This window comes from Pantoea sp. C2G6 (assembly GCF_051336815.1).
GTDB lineage: Bacteria > Pseudomonadota > Gammaproteobacteria > Enterobacterales > Enterobacteriaceae > Pantoea.
This window is the reverse complement of sequence record NZ_JBGMNJ010000007.1, coordinates 195,366-214,328: the sequence shown is the minus strand read 5'-3', so window position 1 is coordinate 214,328 and position 18,963 is coordinate 195,366. Positions and strand designations below refer to the sequence as shown.

Here is an 18,963-nt window from a genome sequence, read left to right as displayed (position 1 = left end):
ATTAAAGCGTAAGGGTCTGGCGGGCAGCCAGCACGTCAGCATCGATCAGCGCATTGCGTACGGGCGCAAAACTGCGACGATGGTGCGGGGTGGCGCCATGTTGCATCAGTTTTTCCATGTGCAGCGCGGTGGGATAACCTTTGTGCTGGGCAAAGCCATACTGCGGAAACAGCAGGTCCAGTTCGGCCATCTCACGGTCGCGCGACACTTTGGCGATAATCGAGGCGGCGCTGATCTCCGCGACCAGGCTATCACCTTTGACCACCGCCTGCGATGGCATCGGCAGTGGCGGACAACGATTACCGTCAATCAGCACATAATCGGGCTGGAGGCTCAGGCCAGCCACGGCGCGCTGCATCGCCAGCATGGTGGCGTGCAGGATATTAAGCTGGTCAATCTCTTCCGGTTCCGCCCGGCCAAGACTCCACGCCAGCGCCTTCTCTTTAATTTCGTCATAGAGCGCCAGCCGGCGCTTCTCTGACAACTTCTTGGAGTCAGCCAGGCCGGTAATCGGGTTCGCCGGGTCGAGGATCACCGCGGCGGTCACGACCGCGCCAACCAGCGGTCCGCGACCCACTTCGTCTACACCGGCAATCAGCCTGGCGGCAGGATAGATAAAATCAGGCATTCACCAGCTCCAGCACCGCATCCGCCGCTTGCTCATCGGCGTTCCAGCGGATCTGTTGATGTAATTCATGAAACGTATGCAGCAATGTGTCGCGCTCAGGTCCGGCATGTAGCAGCGGATCTAACGCCGCCGACAGCGCCTCTGGCTGACACTCATCCTGCAATAACTCTTTGACCAGTTCGCGTCCTGCCAGCAGATTAGGCAGTGACACGTAGGGGGTTTTCACCAGCCGCTTTGCCAGCCAGAAGGTTGAGGGCTTCATACGATACCCCACCACCATCGGGCATTTTGCCAGCATACATTCCAGCGCGGCAGTGCCTGACGCCAGCAATGCGGCGTCGCTCGCAATCATCGCTTCGCGTCCCTGACCATCCAGCAGATGCATTGGCAGCTCAGGGGCGACTTCCGCTTTAATTTTCTCAAACTGCTCGCGGCGACGGGCGTTAACCAGCGGTACCACAATCTCCAGCGCCGGATAGTGACGGCGCAGCAGCTGGGCGGTTTTAAGGAAATCGGCACTGAGCATTTCCACTTCCGCGCTGCGGCTACCGGGCAGCAGGGCCAGGCAGAGCGCGTCATCGGCAATGCCCAGATGACGGCGGGCGGCCAGCTTATCGGGTTGCAGCGGCATCGCATCGGCCATGGTATGGCCGATAAAGCGGCAGGGAACGTTATAGCGATCGTAAAAGGCTTTTTCAAACGGCAGGAACGCCAGCACCAGATCGGTGTTGCGGCCAATCTTAAAGACGCGCTTCTGTCGCCACGCCCAGACCGAGGGGCTGACATAGTGAACGGTACGAATGCCTGCGCGTTTCAGATTACCTTCGAGGGTAATATTAAAATCGGGCGCATCAATGCCGACAAAGATGTCGGGCCGCAGTTCGCTAAAGCGCCGGGTGAGATCGCGGCGAATCTTCAGCAGGCGTCCGAGGCGACCCAGCACCTCCACGATGCCCATTACCGCCAGCTCTTCCATCTCATACCAGGCTTCACACCCTTCCGCCTGCATCAGCGGACCAGCCACGCCAACAAAGCGCGCGTCAGGATGGCGCGCTTTTAACGCACGGATTAAGCCTGCACCAAGAATATCGCCGGAGGTTTCTCCGGCGACCAGGGCAATCGTCAGGGGACGCGCTGACATGGATTAACGAATCAATCCACGGGTTGAACGGGCGAAGAAGTCGTAGAAAGGCTGCACTTCGCTATGCTGCGCGGCGATGGCTTCAATCTCCGGCTTCACTTCGTCCAGCGTTCTGCCGCTGCGATAAAGCAGCTTGTAAGCATTACGGATGGCGTGCAGCGACTCTTTACTGAAGCCACGACGCTTAAGACCTTCGATGTTGATCCCGAACGGCGTCGCGTGGTTCCCCTGCGCAATCACGTAAGGCGGCACATCCTGCGCCACACCGGAACAGCCGCCCACCATCACATGTGCGCCAATGGTGCACCACTGATGTACCGCGGTCATGCCACCGATAATAGCGAAATCATCGACCGTCACATGACCACCCAGCGTGGCGTTGTTAGCGAAGATACAACGATTGCCGATCACGCAGTCATGCGCGATGTGCACATTCACCATCAGCAGATTATCGCTGCCAACAGTGGTGACATGGCCACCCTGGGTGGTGCCGCGATGAATGGTCACGCTTTCACGAATACGGTTGCGATCGCCGATCTCAACCCGTGTTGGCTCACCGGCATATTTCAGATCCTGATTCACTTCGCCGATAGAGGCGAACTGGTAGATCTGATTATCTTTACCGATACGTGTGTGGCCATTCACCACCACGTGTGACTTCAGTACCGTTCCTTCACCGATCTCAACATTCGCTCCGATAAAGCAGAACGGGCCAATGTGAACGTTAGCGCCAATGATGGCGCCCTCTTCAATGACGGAACTCGGATGGATAGTGGCGGTTGGATCAATCACGAATTATGCCTCCCGGCTACGGGCACACATCATGGTCGCTTCACAAACGATTTTACCGTCGACAGTCGCCACGCCTTTAAAGCGGGTCAGACCACGGCGGGTTTTCTCGAAAGTCACTTCCATGATCATTTGATCGCCTGGTACCACAGGACGCTTGAAGCGGGCACTGTCGATACCGGCAAAGTAGTAAAGTTCGCCTGGCTCCAGTTTACCTACGCTTTTAAACGCCAGAATACCGGTGGCCTGCGCCATCGCTTCCAGAATCAGAACGCCAGGAAAAATCGGTTTACCAGGGAAATGCCCCTGGAAAAACGGTTCGTTAACAGAAACGTTCTTCACTGCGCGCAGGTATTTGTGCTCTTCAAATTCCAGTACACGGTCTACCAGCAGAAAGGGGTAACGGTGCGGCAGCAGCTCTAAAATCTCTTCAATTTTCAGAGTATGAGTTTCAGTAGTCAAAATACTCTTCCTGTCCTAAAAATTTGATGACATCAATAACACGGCCTGCACCGATCAAAATGATCTTCCGCAGGCCGCAAATAGGTTCTGTGGCGCCGGGCTTCCCTGCTTAACATTTTTATTATGAAAGCCGGTCAGTTTTGGGATGGCGATCAGTCGTCTTTACCGACCTTGCGCTCGATGGCTTTTAAGCGTTTGCTCATGTCATCGATGTTCATCACCAGCGCTGCAGTTTTGCGCCAGGTTTTGTTGGGTTGCAGCGGAATGCCTGATGAATAAACCCCAGGCTCTGTGATCGGTCGCATGACCATGCCCATACCGGTCACGGTCACTTTGTCACAGATTTCCATATGGCCGTTAATGACGCTGGCACCGCCAATCATACAGTAACGCCCAATTTTCAGACTACCCGCCATGATCACACCGCCTGCAACCGCGGTATTGTCACCAATAACCACGTTGTGGGCGATCTGGCACTGGTTGTCTATGATAACACCATTGCCGATCAGAGTGTTATCCAGCGCGCCGCGATCGATGGTGGTGCAGGCACCTATTTCGACACGATCGCCGATAATCACCGCACCTAACTGCGGGATTTTCACCCAGTTACCGCGATCGTTGGCGTAACCGAAACCATCAGAACCGATTACGGTGCCGGATTGAATCAGACAATCCTTGCCGATTTCGATCTCATGATAGACAGAGACATTGGCCCAGAGACGGGTCCCGCTGCCGATCCGGGTTTTCTTGCCGACAAAGCAGCCCGCACCGATCACCACGTTGTCGCCCAGCTCCACATCCGCTTCGATCACCGCATTAGCGCCGATGGCCACATTGGCACCAAGTCGGGCGGAGGGGTCAATCACCGCGCTGGGGGCGATGTTCTGCGCCGGTTGTGGCGTGGTATCAAGCAGTTGTGCCATACGCGCATAGGTCAGGTAGGGATTTTTCACTACCAGGGCTGCGGTATTGCACCACTCCAGATCCGCTTCCGTCAGCACCACGGCTGAGGCCTTTATCAGGGCGAGCTGCTCGCGGTAACGGCTGTTTGCAAGAAAAGTGATTTGGCCAGTTGTGGCGGATTGCATAGAAGCAATGCCGGAGATGACGATATCGCCATCTCCGTGCAATTCTGCATCCAACTGCTGGGCTAAATCAGCCAGTCGAATAGATGACATGAATTATTTAACCTGTTTCAGCACGTCAGCCGTGATGTCTTTTGCGTTTGATGCATAAGCCACCGCGTTAGCGTCGATGACGACGTCATAACCATCGCTGTCAGCGACTTTCTTAACGGCATCCTGAATACGGCTCAGCAGTTTGTTACGCTCTTCCATCTGGCGACGGCGATTATCCTGCTCAAACGCCTGGGCTTTTGAAGAGAAAGCTTCACGCTGAGACATGACATCTTTTTCCATGCGGCTGCGCTCGCTGGCCTTCATGGTCGAACCGTCACGCTGCAAACGCTGCATTTTGGTTTGCAGATCGCGTTCCTGGCTCTGCAACTCAGTTGCACGACCTTTGAACTCGTTTTCCAGCTGTTTAGCAACAGTCGCACGTTGCGGTAACTGTTGGAAAATGCTGGACACGTTTACCACTGCAATTTTGTCAGCAGCCTGAACACCAGCGGAAACCGCTAAAGCAAGACCCAGACCTGCGGCACACAACAACTTTTTCACTATAAACTCCTTACCATCAACGTTTGTGTCAGCGACACAGTGTTTGCCCCGAACAGCACCAGGTGCTGCCCGGCGGCAATACTTCAGCTATGCATCCTTGCTCAGAACATTACCAGGTTTTACCAATGTTAAACTGGAACTGCTCTGACTTGTCTCCATCGACTTTCTTCACTGGCTGGGCGTAAGAGAACACCAGCGGGCCGAGCGGTGACATCCACTGCAACGCAACACCGCTTGATACGCGGATATTGTTAGGATCGCTGTAGTCAGGAATGCCCGCCGCGCGCGTTTCCGCGGTATTTTCCCAATGGGTATCCCACGCGGTACCGGCATCGACAAACACCGAGGTACGGACCGAGTTAGCATACTTCTCGCTCAGGAACGGCGTTGGCGTGATCAGCTCCAGGCTGGCAATCGCCATGGCGTTACCGCCCACCGCATCGTCAGACTTACAGATGCCATTAGGATCGGCGATTCGGCAGTTTGACGAGTTGTTATTGTAGTAAGCCGCCTTAGGACCAATGGTGTTGGACTGGAAGCCGCGAACGGTACTTGAACCACCGGCGTAGAAGTTCTCGTAGAACGGCATCTCTTTGCCGCCGAGTCCATCGCCATAGCCGACACGACCACGGCCTAACAGCACCCAGGTACGATCCTGGTTAATCGGCACATACTGCTGGGTGTCCAGCGTGGCCTTATAGAAGCTGTTATCCGAGCCCGGAATCGTCACCTTACCGTTCAGGTTGGTACGGTTACCCGAGGTCGGGAAGAAGCCGCGGTCCAGGGTGTTGTAAGTCCAGCCGTAGTTAAAGGTGAAGTCATCTGCGGAGAAATCACCCCGGTCATTAAGCTGCTGCGGCTTGCCGACCGAATCGAGATAACGCCACATCGCAACCTGCGGTTGCATGTTTGACAGGTCATTGTGGACATAGCCCAGACCGACACGCAGGGTGTTGTTTTCGTTAATCGGGAAGCCAAGCGTGCCGTCCAGACCATAACTTTTGTTGGTATAGTCAGAAAGGTCCGCATCATCCGCTTTAAAGTCGTTATAGAACAGACGACCACCCAGACTCACACCATCAACGGTGAAGTAAGGGTCAGTCAGCGAGAACTCAGCATAGGTCTGGTAGTCGTTTTTGGTGCCGCTGATGCCCACGGTATTACCGGTGCCCAGCCAGTTATCCTGGGTGACGCCAACCTGGAAGCTCACACCACTTTCGGTGCCGTAGCCGACGCCGAAGTTGAAGGTCCCGGTGTTACGCTCTTTAACCTTGTAGACCACGTCAACCTGGTCAGGTGAGCCCGGTACACGCTGCGTATCCACATCAACGGTTTCGAAGTAACCGGTACGATTCAGACGCTCTTTGCCCTGCTCAACCAGATCGCTGCCCAGCCACGCGCCTTCCATCTGACGCATTTCGCGACGCAACACCGAATCTTTCGAGGTGTCATTGCCTTCGAAACGAACGTTACGGACGTAGTAGCGGTTACCGGCATCGACATTGATATGCAGTTTTACGGTTTTATCCGCATCGTTAATTTCTGGCTGACTGACTACGCGCGGGTAAGCATAACCGTAGCGGCCCAGCAGTTTCTTGATGTCATCTTCCATTTTCGTGACTTTAGCGCCGTTATAGAGCTCGCCTGCCGGAATTTTGGTCAGATGTTCAATTTCTGCGGAATGGCCTGCCATGCTGCCATTGACGATCACGCCAGCGATTTTGTACTGGTCGCCTTCAGTGACGTTGACCGTGATGTAGATGCCCTTCTTATCCGGCGTCAGGCTGACCTGGGTCGAATCGATGTTAAAGCGGGCATAACCGCGATCGAGATAGAAGCTGCGCAGGGTTTCAAGGTCGCCTGCCAGTTTCTGTTTCTGATATTTACGATCGCCGACCACGTTCCACCACGGCACTTCATCGCGCAGCTGGAAACGGGAGATCAGTTCATCGGAGCTGAAGGCTTTGTTACCGACGATGTTGATCTGCTGAATTTTGGCAGAGACACCTTCAGTAAAGACCAGCTTCAGATCGACACGGTTACGCGGCAGTGGCGTCACCACGGCTTTCACGTTAGCGGTATATTTACCGACGCTGTAGTAGAAATCCTCAAGTCCCTTCTCGATAGAAGAGATGGTAGTACGGTCCAGCGCTTCGCCGACCCGGACGCCGGAGGCTTCAAGGTTTTGTTTGAGCTGATCCTCTTTCACCGCTTTGTTACCGGTGAAGGTAATGCTGGCAATGGTAGGACGTTCTTTGACCTGGACAATCAGCGTTGTACCGTCTCGCAGGACCTGAACATCCTCAAAGTTGCCAGTAGCGAACAGCGAGCGAATGGTATTTCTGACATCATCGTCATTCACCGTATCGCCAACCCGTACTGGCATGCTCAGCAGAGCCGCGCCGACGGCGACTCGCTGCAGCCCTTCGAAATGAATATCCTTCACCACGAAATCGTCTGCACCGTAAACGGTGGCGCTGCTAAACAGCAGCGACGCTATGAGCAACTTTTTCATCGCCATCGTTATTATGCGTTTTCCTAACACATCCCTCGAATGTCCGCGTTTCCGCGATTACAGACGTGAGAAATCATTGAAAAGTGCAAGCCCCATTAACAGCACCAGTAAAATCGAACCGATGCGGTAACTAAAGTCCTGAACTCGCTCGGACACCGGTCCACCCTTGATCTTTTCGATCGCCAGGAAGAGCAAGTGCCCACCATCTAAAACCGGCAGAGGGAACAGGTTGATGATGCCCAGGTTGACGCTAATCAACGCCAGAAACATCAGGTAGTAAATCAACCCATACTCCGCTGACAACCCCGCACCCTGCGCAATCGAAATTGGCCCGCTCAGGTTGTTCAGCTTCACATCGCCGGTTATTAACTTGCCCAGCATAGAAACGGTGAGCTTCATCAGTTGCCAGGTTTTTACACTGGCCTCGCCGATAGCCGCAAACGCGCCATACTGTCTTACCGTCTTATACTCTTCCGGCAGCGGAACAATGCGCGGAATCACGCCCGCAAAGCCCGCTTTACTGCCAGCTTTCGCTTCTGGCGTCATCGTCAGCGCGATTGAGTCACCGCCGCGATCCACCTCAAGCGCCATGCTTTTGCCGGGGTTATCCCGGACCTGAGTGACAAACGTCTGCCACTGCGCTAATGGCTGACCATCGACTTTAACGATCCTGTCGCCTGCTTGCAAACCGGCTTCACTGGCTGGCGAGTTCGCCTGGACTTCTGCCAGCGTGGTCTCAATCTGCGGACCCCGCGGCCGGATACCCAACGCGACCACCGGATCCTGCTTATCTGGCTCAAACTGCCAGTTGCGCAAATCCAGCTGTTTCTGTTGAGTGGCGTCTTCACCAAAACGCGCCACGGTTAAGGTGGTCGCGTTGTCACCGATTTTGCCGACCAGCGCCATACGCACAGCATCCCAGTCAGGCGTTTCGATACCGTCAACCGCCTTTAGTTCCATGCCGGGCGCAATTTGCGCTTCCGCAGCGACCGAACCGTTTAAAATTTCACCAACCACCGGGCGTACGCCGGGAACGCCGTGGATAAACACAACCCAGTAAGCAAAGATGGCGAAGAGGAAATTGGCGATGGGACCGGCGGCGATGATGGAGGCGCGTTGCCAGACAGCTTTGTTGTTAAACGCCTGATGGCGCAGTTCGGCCGGTACGCTCTCAACCCGTTCATCGAGCATTTTAACGTAGCCGCCGAGCGGGATAAGGGCGAGGACAAATTCGGTGCCGTGACGATCGCGACGCTGCCACAGCGACTTACCGAAGCCAATGGAAAAGCGCTCGACCCTGACACCACAGCGGCGAGCGACCCAGAAATGGCCAAACTCATGAACGGTAATCAGTACGCCCAGCGCAACGATAAAGGCGACAAAACTCCAGAGTATGCTCAACATCTTTGCCTGTCCTTAAAGGGTGCGAAACACCAGCAGCAATAAACAGGCAAACACCGGCACAGCCGCAGTCAGACTATCAATGCGATCGAGAATGCCACCGTGGCCGGGGATCAGATTACCGCTATCTTTGATGCCCGCTTCCCGTTTGAACATGCTCTCGGTGAGATCGCCCAGCACCGAGGCCAGCGTAGCGATCACCGCGCAGATCACCAGGGTCACCGGGGAAACCGTCAGCGGAGCCAGGGTGGCGAACAGCAGCGCAATCAGCGCCGAGGAGACCAGGCCGCCGAGAAAGCCTTCCCAGGTTTTGCCCGGCGAAACCTTTGGTGCCAGCTTGTGCTTACCGAACAGTTTGCCAAACATATAGGCTCCCGAATCCGCGCCCCACACCAGCAGCATCACAAACAGCAGCCACCAGGCGCCTGCGAAGTGATCGCTGTCGTAGTGATACTGGCGCAGCGCCATCATGCCCCAGAAAAAGGGCACCAGCGTTAACACGCCAAACAGCAGGCGAAGTGGACGCGAGTGACGCCAGAAGGCGGCAGAAGCGGGATAGGAGATCACCAACAGCAGCGCAACGACCCACCACACCAGCGACGCCCAGAGCGATGTCGCGACCTGTGGCAGATGCACATCATGTTGATAAGGTGGCAGTGTAAACAGCATCAGCGCCAGCAGCAGCCCACAGAGCACGGCCAGCCAGATGCGTTGTTGCCGGGACGCCATCCCAGCCAGTTGCCCCCATTCCCAGGCAGCCAGCATGCAGATAACGATAGTGGTAATTGCAAAGCCAACAGGCGGTAACCAGAACAGTGCAGCTATTACCAGCGGAATTAATATCAACGCGGTAATCAGACGAGACTTCAGCAAAGGTTACCCCCAGATTGCTCAGGCGCCGCCTGGTGCAGCGCCGCCAAAACGACGCTCCCGCAGAGAGAATGCATTCAGTGCACCTTCAAAAACGTTTTCATCGAAATCCGGCCAGAGCACATCGGTAAAATAGAATTCAGCATAGGCAATCTGCCACAGCAGGAAGTTGCTAATCCGATGCTCTCCCCCGGTCCTTATCACTAAATCCACTGGCGCCAGCTCATGCATGCAGAGCTGCGACGTCAGGCTCTCTTCGGTAATCTGGTCAGGACGTAATAAACCTTCCTGAACCTGTTCAGCCAGTTTTTTCACGCCTTCGATAATATCCCAGCGGCCGCCATAGTTGGCGGCAATGTTGAGCGTCAGCCCATCATTATTTTCGGTCAGCGCCTCAGAGCGGCGAATACGCTCCTGAATGCGAGGACTAAAACGACTGGTATCGCCGATGACACGCAAACGAACATTGTGTTTGTGCAGGCTCTTTACTTCACTGTCGAGCGCCCAGACAAACAACTCCATTAATGCGGTGACTTCCTGCGCCGGACGGCTCCAGTTTTCGCTACTGAAGGCGTACAGCGTCAGGGCTTCGAGATGATTACTGACGGCAAAGCTGACCGCGCGGCGCACTGATTTAACGCCCGCTTTATGGCCTGAAATACGCAATTTCCCCTGATTTTTAGCCCAGCGGCCATTGCCATCCATGATGATAGCGACGTGGCGCGGACCGTTTCCCTGCTGGTCATCAGTGTTGTTGTGATTGTTAGACGACATAACGCTTAACCAATTCCTTTCATCAGAAATGCTGTGTTTTCTGAATACATTGCGCCCGATTCAAATCCCGACACGGACGTTGTGCCGGGCCACACCGAATTCGGTGACAGACCGTGAAACGCGAGCCAGCGACTATACCATTTTCACCTGAAGCGAACAAATGGCCGCAAAGCGATCCCCATCACGACGTGAAGCGCGACAACATTTCTGTCGCCCGCGCGCGCGCAATACGATCGACTTCAAGGACCGCGTCCACCGAGTCCGGTTCAGGACACACCTGCGCCGCCAGTACCGCGCTGTTAAGCGCCGCAATGTCGGTAAAGCGTATCTGGTGATTCAGGAAAGCCGCGACGGCAACCTCGTTGGCCGCGTTCAGCGTGGTGGTGGCCGCCTGCCCGGCGTCACAGGCGTCAATGGCCAGCTTCAGACAGGGGTAGCGGTCAAAGTCAGGTTCAGCAAACGTCAGCGCCGACATGCGGGTAAAATCCAGCGGCGTCACGCCTGCGTTGATGCGCGCAGGCCAGGCCATGCTATGGGCAATCGGCGTGCGCATATCGGGAGAACCTAACTGAGCCAGCACGCTGCCATCGCAGTATCGCACCATGGAGTGAATCACCGACTGTGGGTGCAGGATCACTTCCATCTGCGCTGCGCTGGCATTGAACAACCAACGGGCTTCAATATATTCAAGACCTTTATTCATCATGGTGGCCGAATCAACCGAGATTTTTCTCCCCATTGACCAGTTCGGATGCGCACAGGCCTGATCGGGCGACATGGCGCTCAGATCGGCTAAATCTGTGTCACGAAAAGGACCACCTGATCCCGTAAGGATAATCGACTCAATGCCATTATCCCGCAGGTCAGCGTAACCTAACTGATGCTGGATGGTAGCGGGTAAACTCTGAAAAATGGCGTTATGCTCGCTGTCGACCGGTAGTAACTGCGCGTTATGATGGCGCACCGACTCCATAAACAAACGGCCGCAGGTGACAAGTGATTCTTTGTTGGCCAGCAGCACGGTTTTGCCGGCGCGAATGGCCGCCAGCGTCGGCAGCAGACCGGACGCGCCGACAATCGCCGCCATCACCTGATCCACCTCATCCAGCGCCGCCAGTTCACAGGCCGCCTGAACGCCGGAGAGCACTTCAGTGTTTACCTTGAGTGCTCTCAGTCGCTCACGCAGCGCCGCAGCCGATGCCTCATCAGCCATGCAGGCGTAGCGCGGGGTAAAGGTGACACACTGTTCTGCCATCAGCGCCACATTCTGACCGGCGACCAGTGCCGTAATCTGATACAGGTCTGGATTGGCGCGCACCACCGCCAGTGTACTGGTGCCGATCGAGCCGGTTGATCCCAGCAGAGTTAATCGCTTCATAAGGCTATCCGTGTGAAGTCAGCGTGCGCGGGGCACAATGTAAAACGCCGCCAGATGTCGCATTCATACGAATACCTCTCTGTACGGCGTTTTTTCCGGCAGTGATGGGATCAGAAATCCATCAGCTCCGTCTCTTTTTCTGACAGTGCAGCATCAACTTTCTTGATGTGTGCGTCAGTCATTTTCTGGATTTCATCCTGCGCACGACGCTCGTCGTCTTCGCTGATCTCTTTATCTTTCAGCAGCGCTTTGATTTTATCGTTGGCATCGCGACGGACGTTACGTACCGACACACGGCCCTGCTCGGCTTCGCCGCGCACGATTTTAATCAGATCTTTACGACGCTCTTCCGTCAGCGCAGGCAGCGGAACACGGATGTCGGTACCGGCTGAACTGGGGTTCAGACCGAGATCGGACGTCATGATCGCTTTTTCAACTGCCGGACCCAGTGAACGATCAAACACGTTGATTTTCAGCGTGCGTGAATCTTCCACAGTGACAGAAGCCAGCTGACGCAGTGGCGTCGGCGTGCCGTAATATTCGACGATGATGCCGTCGAGCAGCGAAGGTGAAGCACGACCGGTGCGCACTTTGCTGATGGTGGTTTTGAATGCCTCGACGCATTTATCCATGCGCGTATCAGCATCTTTTTTGATGTCGTTAATCACGTTGAAACCCTTGGATTCGGTTTGACCTGGCCAGTTCCGGCATAACCGGAAGCGGGATCGATAATCATCGATAATCCTGACTGGTGCACGATGCGTTATTATCGCGCTGACAGAATATACCTTATTTTATCTCGCCTCGGGTATTAATGCGTAATCAGGGTGCCTTCTTTTTCACCCATCACTACGCGACGCAGCGCGCCAGGTTTATTCATGTTGAAAACGCGGATAGGCAGTTTGTGGTCACGCGCCAGGGTAAAGGCCGCAAGATCCATCACTTTCAGCTCCTGATCCAGCACTTCGGCGTAGGTCAGTTGTTCATACAGCGTCGCGTCCGGGCTTTTCACCGGATCGGCAGAGTAGACGCCGTCAACTTTGGTCGCTTTCAGCACCACGTCCGCTTCAATCTCAATGCCGCGCAGACAGGCCGCAGAGTCGGTGGTGAAGAAGGGGTTGCCGGTACCGGCGGAGAAGATCACCACGCGGTTGTTACGCAGCAGGCTAATCGCTTCTGCCCAGCTGTAGTTGTCACAGACGCCATTCAGTGGAATCGCCGACATCAGGCGTGCGTTCACATAGGCGCGGTGCAGCGCGTCACGCATCGCCAGGCCGTTCATCACGGTCGCCAGCATCCCCATATGGTCGCCCACGACACGGTTCATCCCTGCCTGTTGCAGGCTTGCGCCACGGAACAGGTTCCCCCCGCCAATCACCACGCCAACCTGGATGCCCAGTTCAACCAGCTCTTTTACCTCTTGTGCCATACGGTCAAGCACACTCGCGTCGATACCAAAACCTTCAGCGCCTTGCAGGGCTTCGCCGCTGAGTTTAAGCAGGATACGTTGATAAACAGGTTTTGCGTTGGTCGCCATGGTCAGTTCTTCCTGGAAGATAGGGTGAAAATGAGAAGTAAATTCTGATCGATCATCCGCTTACCGCAATGAAATTGCTAGTGGGATGAAACTGAAAATGTGTCTGTTGCGGTTAACAGACAAAAAAGAACCGCCAGGATGGCGGTTCTTTCAGAGCATTAAGACTGTTTGGACATGGCTGCAACTTCAGCAGCGAAGTCAGACTCAACTTTCTCGATGCCTTCGCCCACTTCGAAGCGGATGAAGTTAATCACGTCAGCGCCCTGCTCTTTCAGAGCCTGGCCAACGGTTTTGCTTGGGTCGATAACGAAAGCCTGACCGGTCAGAGAGACTTCGCCGGTGAATTTCTTCATGCGGCCTTCAACCATCTTCTCTGCGATCTCTTTTGGCTTGCCAGACTGCATCGCGATGTCCAGCTGAACCTGGTACTCTTTATCGACCACGTCAGCAGAAACGTCTTCTGGCTTAACAAATTCAGGCTTGCTGGCAGCAACGTGCATCGCGATCTGTTTGATCAGATCTTCGCTTGCGCCTTTCGCTGAAACCAGAACGCCGATACGTGCGCCGTGCAGGTAGCTGCCCAGCTCTGCGCCTTCCAGGATCGCTACGCGACGGATGTTGATGTTCTCACCGATTTTCGCAACCAGTGCAACGCGCTCTTCTTCGAACTGCGCTTTCAGAACTTCAACGTCAGTGACGCGATCGGCCGCTGCCGCATCCAGAACTTTGTCTGCGAACGCCTGGAAACCGCCATCTTTCGCGACGAAGTCAGTCTGGCAGTTTACTTCCAGAATCACTCCGTAGTCGCCAACGATTTTGGTTTTGATTACGCCATCAGCCGCAACGTTACCTGCTTTTTTCGCTGCTTTGATTGCGCCAGACTTACGCATGTTCTCAATCGCCAGCTCAATGTCGCCGTTCGCTTCAGTCAGCGCTTTTTTGCAATCCATCATGCCCGCGCCAGTACGCTCGCGCAGTTCTTTTACCAATGCAGCGGTAATGTCAGCCATTCCAGAATCCTCGGTTCGTGTCTGAGTACATTTGCACCAGCAGACACTTATTTGCGGAAAATTTACTCTGTCCCGCCGTCCGGTTGGGGGCGTGACAGACTTAGATAAAATAAAGGGGCCAGTAGAGGCCCCTTACAGATCACATCTGAATGCTAAGGGCTCTTATGCAGAGCAAACCTTAATTAAGCGTTTTCTAAAGACGCTTCTTCAGCCTGCTCAGCCAGGTCCTGAGAGCGGCCTTCGCGAACGGTGGTCGCAACGGCAGTCAGGTACAGGTTTACAGCACGGATCGCATCGTCGTTACCTGGGATAACGAAATCAACGCCATCTGGATCTGAGTTGGTATCAACGATAGCAAATACCGGAATACCCAGGTTGTTTGCTTCTTTGATTGCGATGTGTTCGTGGTCAGCATCGACAACAAACAGCGCGTCTGGCAGACCGCCCATATCTTTGATACCGCCCAGGCTGTTTTCCAGCTTGGCCAGCTCACGCGCACGCATCAGCGCTTCTTTTTTGGTCAGTTTGTCGAAAGTACCATCCTGAGACTGAGTCTCCAGATCTTTCAGACGTTTGATTGACTGACGCACGGTTTTCCAGTTAGTCAGCATGCCACCCAACCAGCGGTGGTTTACGAAGAACTGGTCGCAGCTCAGTGCAGACTCTTTTACCGCTTCAGCAGCAGCGCGCTTAGTCCCTACCATCAGGATCTTACCTTTACGGGAAGCGATCTTGTTCAGTTCAGCCAGAGCTTCGTTGAACATAGGGACAGTTTTTTCCAGGTTGATGATGTGAACCTTGTTACGTGCACCAAAGATGAATGGCTTCATTTTTGGGTTCCAGTAACGGGTCTGGTGACCGAAGTGAACACCAGCCTGGAGCATGTCGCGCATGGAAACAGTTGCCATGATAAAACCTCTAAAGTTTGATTGGGGTTGGGCCTCCATGTATCCCATACAACCGACCTCTTTCAAGGCACCCCGGCGTATGTGTCGATACATGTGTGTTTTATTACACATAATGAGAGTTATGCGTTTCCTGCTGACCGAAACGGCCATACAGAGAATCGTCGGCGCGCTTTATATCACAAACTGCCAGGGGACGCCAATAAATGATCGCTGACCGAAGCCAGCGCGTTCTCTATTTGGCAGCCCATTTACTGGCTGCTAACATGACAGCACAGAGTTCATTATTGTCGAAAATTTCGACAACCGCGGATTAATTTAATGGCAATTTCAATTAAAACCCCTGAAGAAATCGAAAAAATGCGCGTCGCAGGCCGGCTGGCCGCCGAAGTGCTGGAGATGATTGAGCCGCACGTTCAACCCGGTGTCACCACCGGTGAACTGGACCGCATCTGCCACGATCACATCACCCAGCAGCAGCAGGCGATTTCCGCCTGTCTGGGTTATCACGGCTTTCCGAAGTCGGTCTGCATCTCGGTCAACGAAGTGGTCTGCCACGGCATTCCCAGCGACGATCGCCCGTTAAAAGATGGCGACATCGTCAATATTGACGTTACCGTAATCAAAGATGAGTACCACGGCGACACCTCAAAGATGTTTATCGTCGGCAAGCCGACCATCCAGGGCGAGCGCCTGTGCCGTGTCACCCAGGAGAGCCTCTATCTCTCGCTGCGTCTGATCAAGCCGGGCATCCGCCTGCGTGAACTGGGTCGCGCCATCCAGAAATATGTGGAAGCCAACGACTTCTCGGTGGTACGTGAATATTGCGGACACGGTATCGGCAAGGGCTTCCATGAGGAGCCTCAGGTGCTGCACTACGATGCCGATGATGGCGGCGTGGTGTTGCAGGCGGGCATGACCTTTACGGTTGAACCGATGGTTAACGCCGGGGATTACCGTATCCGCACCATGAAAGATGGCTGGACGGTAAAAACCAAAGATCGCAGCTTGTCCGCACAGTATGAGCATACTATTGTGGTGACGGAAAACGGCTGTGAGATCTTAACCCTGCGCAAAGACGACACGCTGCCTGCTGTGCTCGTCGCCGAAGGGTAATTCCCCGATTAGAGATCAGGCCGGCGCTAAGCCGGCTTTTTTTTGGCTTAAAAAGAGAAGAGCTGCATGAGCGTGAGCCTGTCGGAAGATGTGAAAAACGGCCTGATCGATTCGCCGGCCGAATGGGATGACCACCAGCTGACGCGCGAGACGCTAAAACAGCGGCTGGAGCAGTTTCAGCAGCATCTTGCTGCCGCCTTTGATGCGGGCGAAGCGGTTGAGCCGCTGATTGACGCCCGCACGCTGTTTATCGATCGGCTGCTGCGTCGTTTGTGGCGCTTCTTTGGCTTTGATGAGATGCCCGCCATCACCCTGGTGGCGGTTGGCGGCTATGGCCGCGCCGAACTGCATCCGCTCTCTGACATCGATGTACTGATCCTCAGCCGCCAGCCGCTGGATGAACAGGCCGCTCAGCGCACCAGCGCGTTGTTAACCCTGATGTGGGATCTCAAGCTGGAAGTGGGTCACAGCGTCCGCACGCTGGAGGAGTGTCTGCTGGAGGGCTTGTCCGATCTCACCGTCGCCACCAACCTGATTGAGTCGCGGATGCTGACCGGCGACGTGGCGCTGTTTCTGGAGTTGCAGAAAAACGTCTTCAGCGACGGTTTCTGGCCCTCAGCGGACTTTTTCGCCGCCAAGATCGAAGAGCAGCAGGAGCGTCATAAGCGCTACCACGGCACCAGTTACAACCTCGAGCCAGACATTAAAAGCAGCCCCGGCGGCCTGCGCGACATCCACACCCTGCAATGGGTGGCTCGCCGCCACTTTGGCGCCACCACGCTGGATGAGATGGTGGGCTTCGGCTTTCTCACCGAAGCTGAGCGCAGCGAGCTGAATGAATGTCAGGAGTTTCTCTGGCGCATCCGCTTTGCCCTGCATCTCTCCCTGCCCCGCTACGACAACCGTCTGTTATTCGATCGCCAGCTCAGCGTGGCGCAGCGCCTCAATTATCAGGGCGAGGGCAATGAGCCGGTCGAGCGGATGATGAAAGATTTCTATCGGGTCACCCGGCGCATCGGCGAACTGAATCACATGCTGCTGCAACTGTTTGATGAAGCGATTCTGGCGCTCTCCACCAGCGAAAAGCCCTGTCCGATTGATGACGATTTCCAGCTGCGCGGCGATCTGATCGACCTGCGCGATGAAACGCTGTTCCGACGCGAACCGCAGGCGATTCTGCGCATGTTTTACGTGATGGTGCGTAACGACAGCATCAAGGGCATCTACTCCACCACCCTGCGCCATCTGCGTCATGCCCGTCGCCATCTCAAACAGCCGCTCTGCCAGATCCCGGAAGCGCGCCGCACCTTTATGTCGATTCTGCGCCATCCCGGCGCGGTGAGCCGGGCGCTGGTGCCGATGCATCGGCACAGCGTGCTGTGGGCTTACACCCCGCTGTGGGGCCATATCGTCGGACAGATGCAGTTCGATCTGTTTCACGCCTACACGGTGGATGAGCACACCATCCGGGTGTTGCAGAAGCTGGAGAGCTTTGCCAGCGAAACCACCCGTCCACAGCATCCGCTCTGCGTTGAGCTGTGGCCACGGCTGCCGCAGCAGGAGCTGCTGCTGATGGCGGCGCTGCTGCATGACATCGCCAAAGGGCGCGGTGGCGATCACTCGATTCTCGGCGCGCAGGATGCGCTCGACTTCGCTGAAATGCACGGGCTGAACTCGCGTGAAACCCAGCTGGTGGCGTGGCTGGTGCGTCATCATCTGTTGATGTCGGTAACGGCGCAGCGACGCGACATCCAGGACCCGACGGTGATCCAGCAGTTCGCCGAGGTGATGCAGAATGAGAACCGGCTGCGCTATCTGGTCTGTCTCACCGTGGCTGACATCTGCGCCACCAATGAAAGCCTGTGGAACAGCTGGAAGCAGAGCCTGTTACGCGAGCTGTTTTTCGCCACCGAGAAACAGCTGCGGCGCGGGATGGAGAACAGCCCCGACCTGCGCGAACGGGTACGTCACCATCGCCTTCAGGCGCTGGCACTGCTGCGGATGGACAACATTGACGAGGAGCGGCTGCACCAGATCTGGAACCGCTGCCGCGCCGACTACTTCCTGCGCCATACGCCGAATCAGATCGCCTGGCACGCCCGTCACCTGCTGGTGCACGATCTGAAAAAACCGCTGGTGCTGGTGAGTCCGCAAGCGACACGCGGCGGGACCGAGATCTTTATCTGGAGCCCCGATCGGCCACATCTGTTTGCCGCCGTCGCCGGTGAACTCGATCGTCGCAATCTCAGCGTGCACGATGCGCAGATCTTTACCAGCCGCGACGGCATGGCGATGGACACCTTTATTGTGCTGGAGCCGGATGGCAGCCCGCTGTCACCGGATCGCCATCCGATGATTATCCAGGCGCTGGGTCAGGCGATTACCCAGTCAGAGTGGGTGCCGCCGCGCACCCGCCGTCAGTCCGCCAAACTCAAACATTTCAGCGTCGATACCGAGGTCAACTTTCTGCCGACCCATACCGACCGCCGCAGCTACCTGGAGCTGGTGGCGCTGGATCAGCCGGGCCTGCTGGCGCGGGTCGGTGAAGTGTTCGCCGATCTCGGGGTCTCGCTGCACGGTGCCCGCATCAGTACCATTGGCGAACGGGTCGAAGACCTCTTTATCCTGGCGAACAGTGAACGCCAGGCGCTGGACGAAGAAATGCGCAAAGCGTTGCAACAACGGTTGACAGAGGCCCTTAATCCAAACGATAAAGTGTGACCAGAGTCGATTTGTAAACATTCAATACTTTACAGGT

Annotated in this window: 17 protein-coding genes; 2 read left to right on the top strand and 15 right to left on the bottom strand. The window is 55.4% G+C overall.

What is annotated here, in order from left to right; translation table 11 throughout:
* Window position 1: 1 nt before the first annotated feature.
* The 15 genes from rnhB to rpsB all read right to left on the bottom strand — a co-directional run bounded on the left by rnhB (window position 2) and on the right by rpsB (window position 15,092).
* Window positions 2-628 (bottom strand): ribonuclease HII, encoded by a 627-nt coding sequence (rnhB, locus tag ACCW71_RS12035; RefSeq protein WP_436371615.1) that lies wholly within the window; start codon window positions 626-628, stop codon window positions 2-4.
* Entirely contained in the window at window positions 621-1,769 is a 1,149-nt protein-coding gene (lpxB, locus tag ACCW71_RS12030) for a lipid-A-disaccharide synthase (RefSeq protein WP_436371611.1), read from the bottom strand. The genes rnhB and lpxB overlap by 8 nt, the downstream gene beginning before the upstream one ends.
* A gap of 3 nt (window positions 1,770-1,772) precedes the next feature.
* Window positions 1,773-2,561: an acyl-ACP--UDP-N-acetylglucosamine O-acyltransferase gene (gene lpxA / locus ACCW71_RS12025; protein ID WP_436371609.1), complete on the bottom strand. Its 789-nt coding sequence runs from the start codon at window positions 2,559-2,561 to the stop codon at window positions 1,773-1,775.
* Window positions 2,562-2,564: 3 nt separating this feature from the next.
* Entirely contained in the window at window positions 2,565-3,020 is a 456-nt protein-coding gene (fabZ, locus tag ACCW71_RS12020) for a 3-hydroxyacyl-ACP dehydratase FabZ (RefSeq protein WP_003852639.1), read from the bottom strand.
* Between the two features lie 152 nt (window positions 3,021-3,172).
* On the bottom strand, window positions 3,173-4,198 hold the full coding sequence (gene lpxD, locus ACCW71_RS12015; protein ID WP_436371606.1) for a UDP-3-O-(3-hydroxymyristoyl)glucosamine N-acyltransferase: 1,026 nt from the start codon (window positions 4,196-4,198) through the stop codon (window positions 3,173-3,175).
* Between the two features lie 3 nt (window positions 4,199-4,201).
* Window positions 4,202-4,699, bottom strand: coding sequence for a molecular chaperone Skp (gene skp / locus ACCW71_RS12010; RefSeq protein ID WP_003852644.1), 498 nt, complete (start codon window positions 4,697-4,699; stop codon window positions 4,202-4,204).
* A 109-nt stretch (window positions 4,700-4,808) separates the two neighbouring features.
* The gene (gene bamA / locus ACCW71_RS12005; protein WP_436371604.1) at window positions 4,809-7,220 is read right to left on the bottom strand and encodes an outer membrane protein assembly factor BamA; all 2,412 of its coding nucleotides are present in this window, start codon (window positions 7,218-7,220) and stop codon (window positions 4,809-4,811) included.
* Between the two features lie 51 nt (window positions 7,221-7,271).
* A complete protein-coding gene (gene rseP, locus ACCW71_RS12000; RefSeq protein WP_436371602.1) occupies window positions 7,272-8,618 on the bottom strand; it encodes a sigma E protease regulator RseP in 1,347 nt (448 codons plus the stop codon).
* A 12-nt stretch (window positions 8,619-8,630) separates the two neighbouring features.
* The gene (gene cdsA, locus ACCW71_RS11995) at window positions 8,631-9,488 is read right to left on the bottom strand and encodes a phosphatidate cytidylyltransferase (protein WP_436371600.1); all 858 of its coding nucleotides are present in this window, start codon (window positions 9,486-9,488) and stop codon (window positions 8,631-8,633) included.
* A gap of 18 nt (window positions 9,489-9,506) precedes the next feature.
* Window positions 9,507-10,259 (bottom strand): (2E,6E)-farnesyl-diphosphate-specific ditrans,polycis-undecaprenyl-diphosphate synthase, encoded by a 753-nt coding sequence (gene ispU / locus ACCW71_RS11990; RefSeq protein WP_436371598.1) that lies wholly within the window; start codon window positions 10,257-10,259, stop codon window positions 9,507-9,509.
* A gap of 181 nt (window positions 10,260-10,440) precedes the next feature.
* Complete coding sequence (gene ispC / locus ACCW71_RS11985) at window positions 10,441-11,637, bottom strand: 1-deoxy-D-xylulose-5-phosphate reductoisomerase (protein WP_436371596.1); 1,197 nt, start codon at window positions 11,635-11,637, stop codon at window positions 10,441-10,443.
* Between the two features lie 110 nt (window positions 11,638-11,747).
* Window positions 11,748-12,305, bottom strand: coding sequence for a ribosome recycling factor (gene frr, locus ACCW71_RS11980; protein ID WP_436371594.1), 558 nt, complete (start codon window positions 12,303-12,305; stop codon window positions 11,748-11,750).
* A 143-nt stretch (window positions 12,306-12,448) separates the two neighbouring features.
* The gene (gene pyrH, locus ACCW71_RS11975) at window positions 12,449-13,174 is read right to left on the bottom strand and encodes a UMP kinase (protein ID WP_010254099.1); all 726 of its coding nucleotides are present in this window, start codon (window positions 13,172-13,174) and stop codon (window positions 12,449-12,451) included.
* Between the two features lie 158 nt (window positions 13,175-13,332).
* Entirely contained in the window at window positions 13,333-14,184 is an 852-nt protein-coding gene (gene tsf, locus ACCW71_RS11970) for a translation elongation factor Ts (RefSeq protein WP_436371591.1), read from the bottom strand.
* A gap of 182 nt (window positions 14,185-14,366) precedes the next feature.
* A complete protein-coding gene (rpsB, locus tag ACCW71_RS11965) occupies window positions 14,367-15,092 on the bottom strand; it encodes a 30S ribosomal protein S2 (protein WP_436371589.1) in 726 nt (241 codons plus the stop codon).
* Between the two features lie 318 nt (window positions 15,093-15,410).
* Here rpsB and map point away from each other — a divergent pair, with 318 nt between their 5' ends.
* Window positions 15,411-16,205, top strand: coding sequence for a type I methionyl aminopeptidase (gene map, locus ACCW71_RS11960; RefSeq protein WP_436371587.1), 795 nt, complete (start codon window positions 15,411-15,413; stop codon window positions 16,203-16,205).
* A gap of 66 nt (window positions 16,206-16,271) precedes the next feature.
* Complete coding sequence (gene glnD, locus ACCW71_RS11955) at window positions 16,272-18,926, top strand: bifunctional uridylyltransferase/uridylyl-removing protein GlnD (RefSeq protein ID WP_436371585.1); 2,655 nt, start codon at window positions 16,272-16,274, stop codon at window positions 18,924-18,926.
* Window positions 18,927-18,963: the final 37 nt, after the last annotated feature.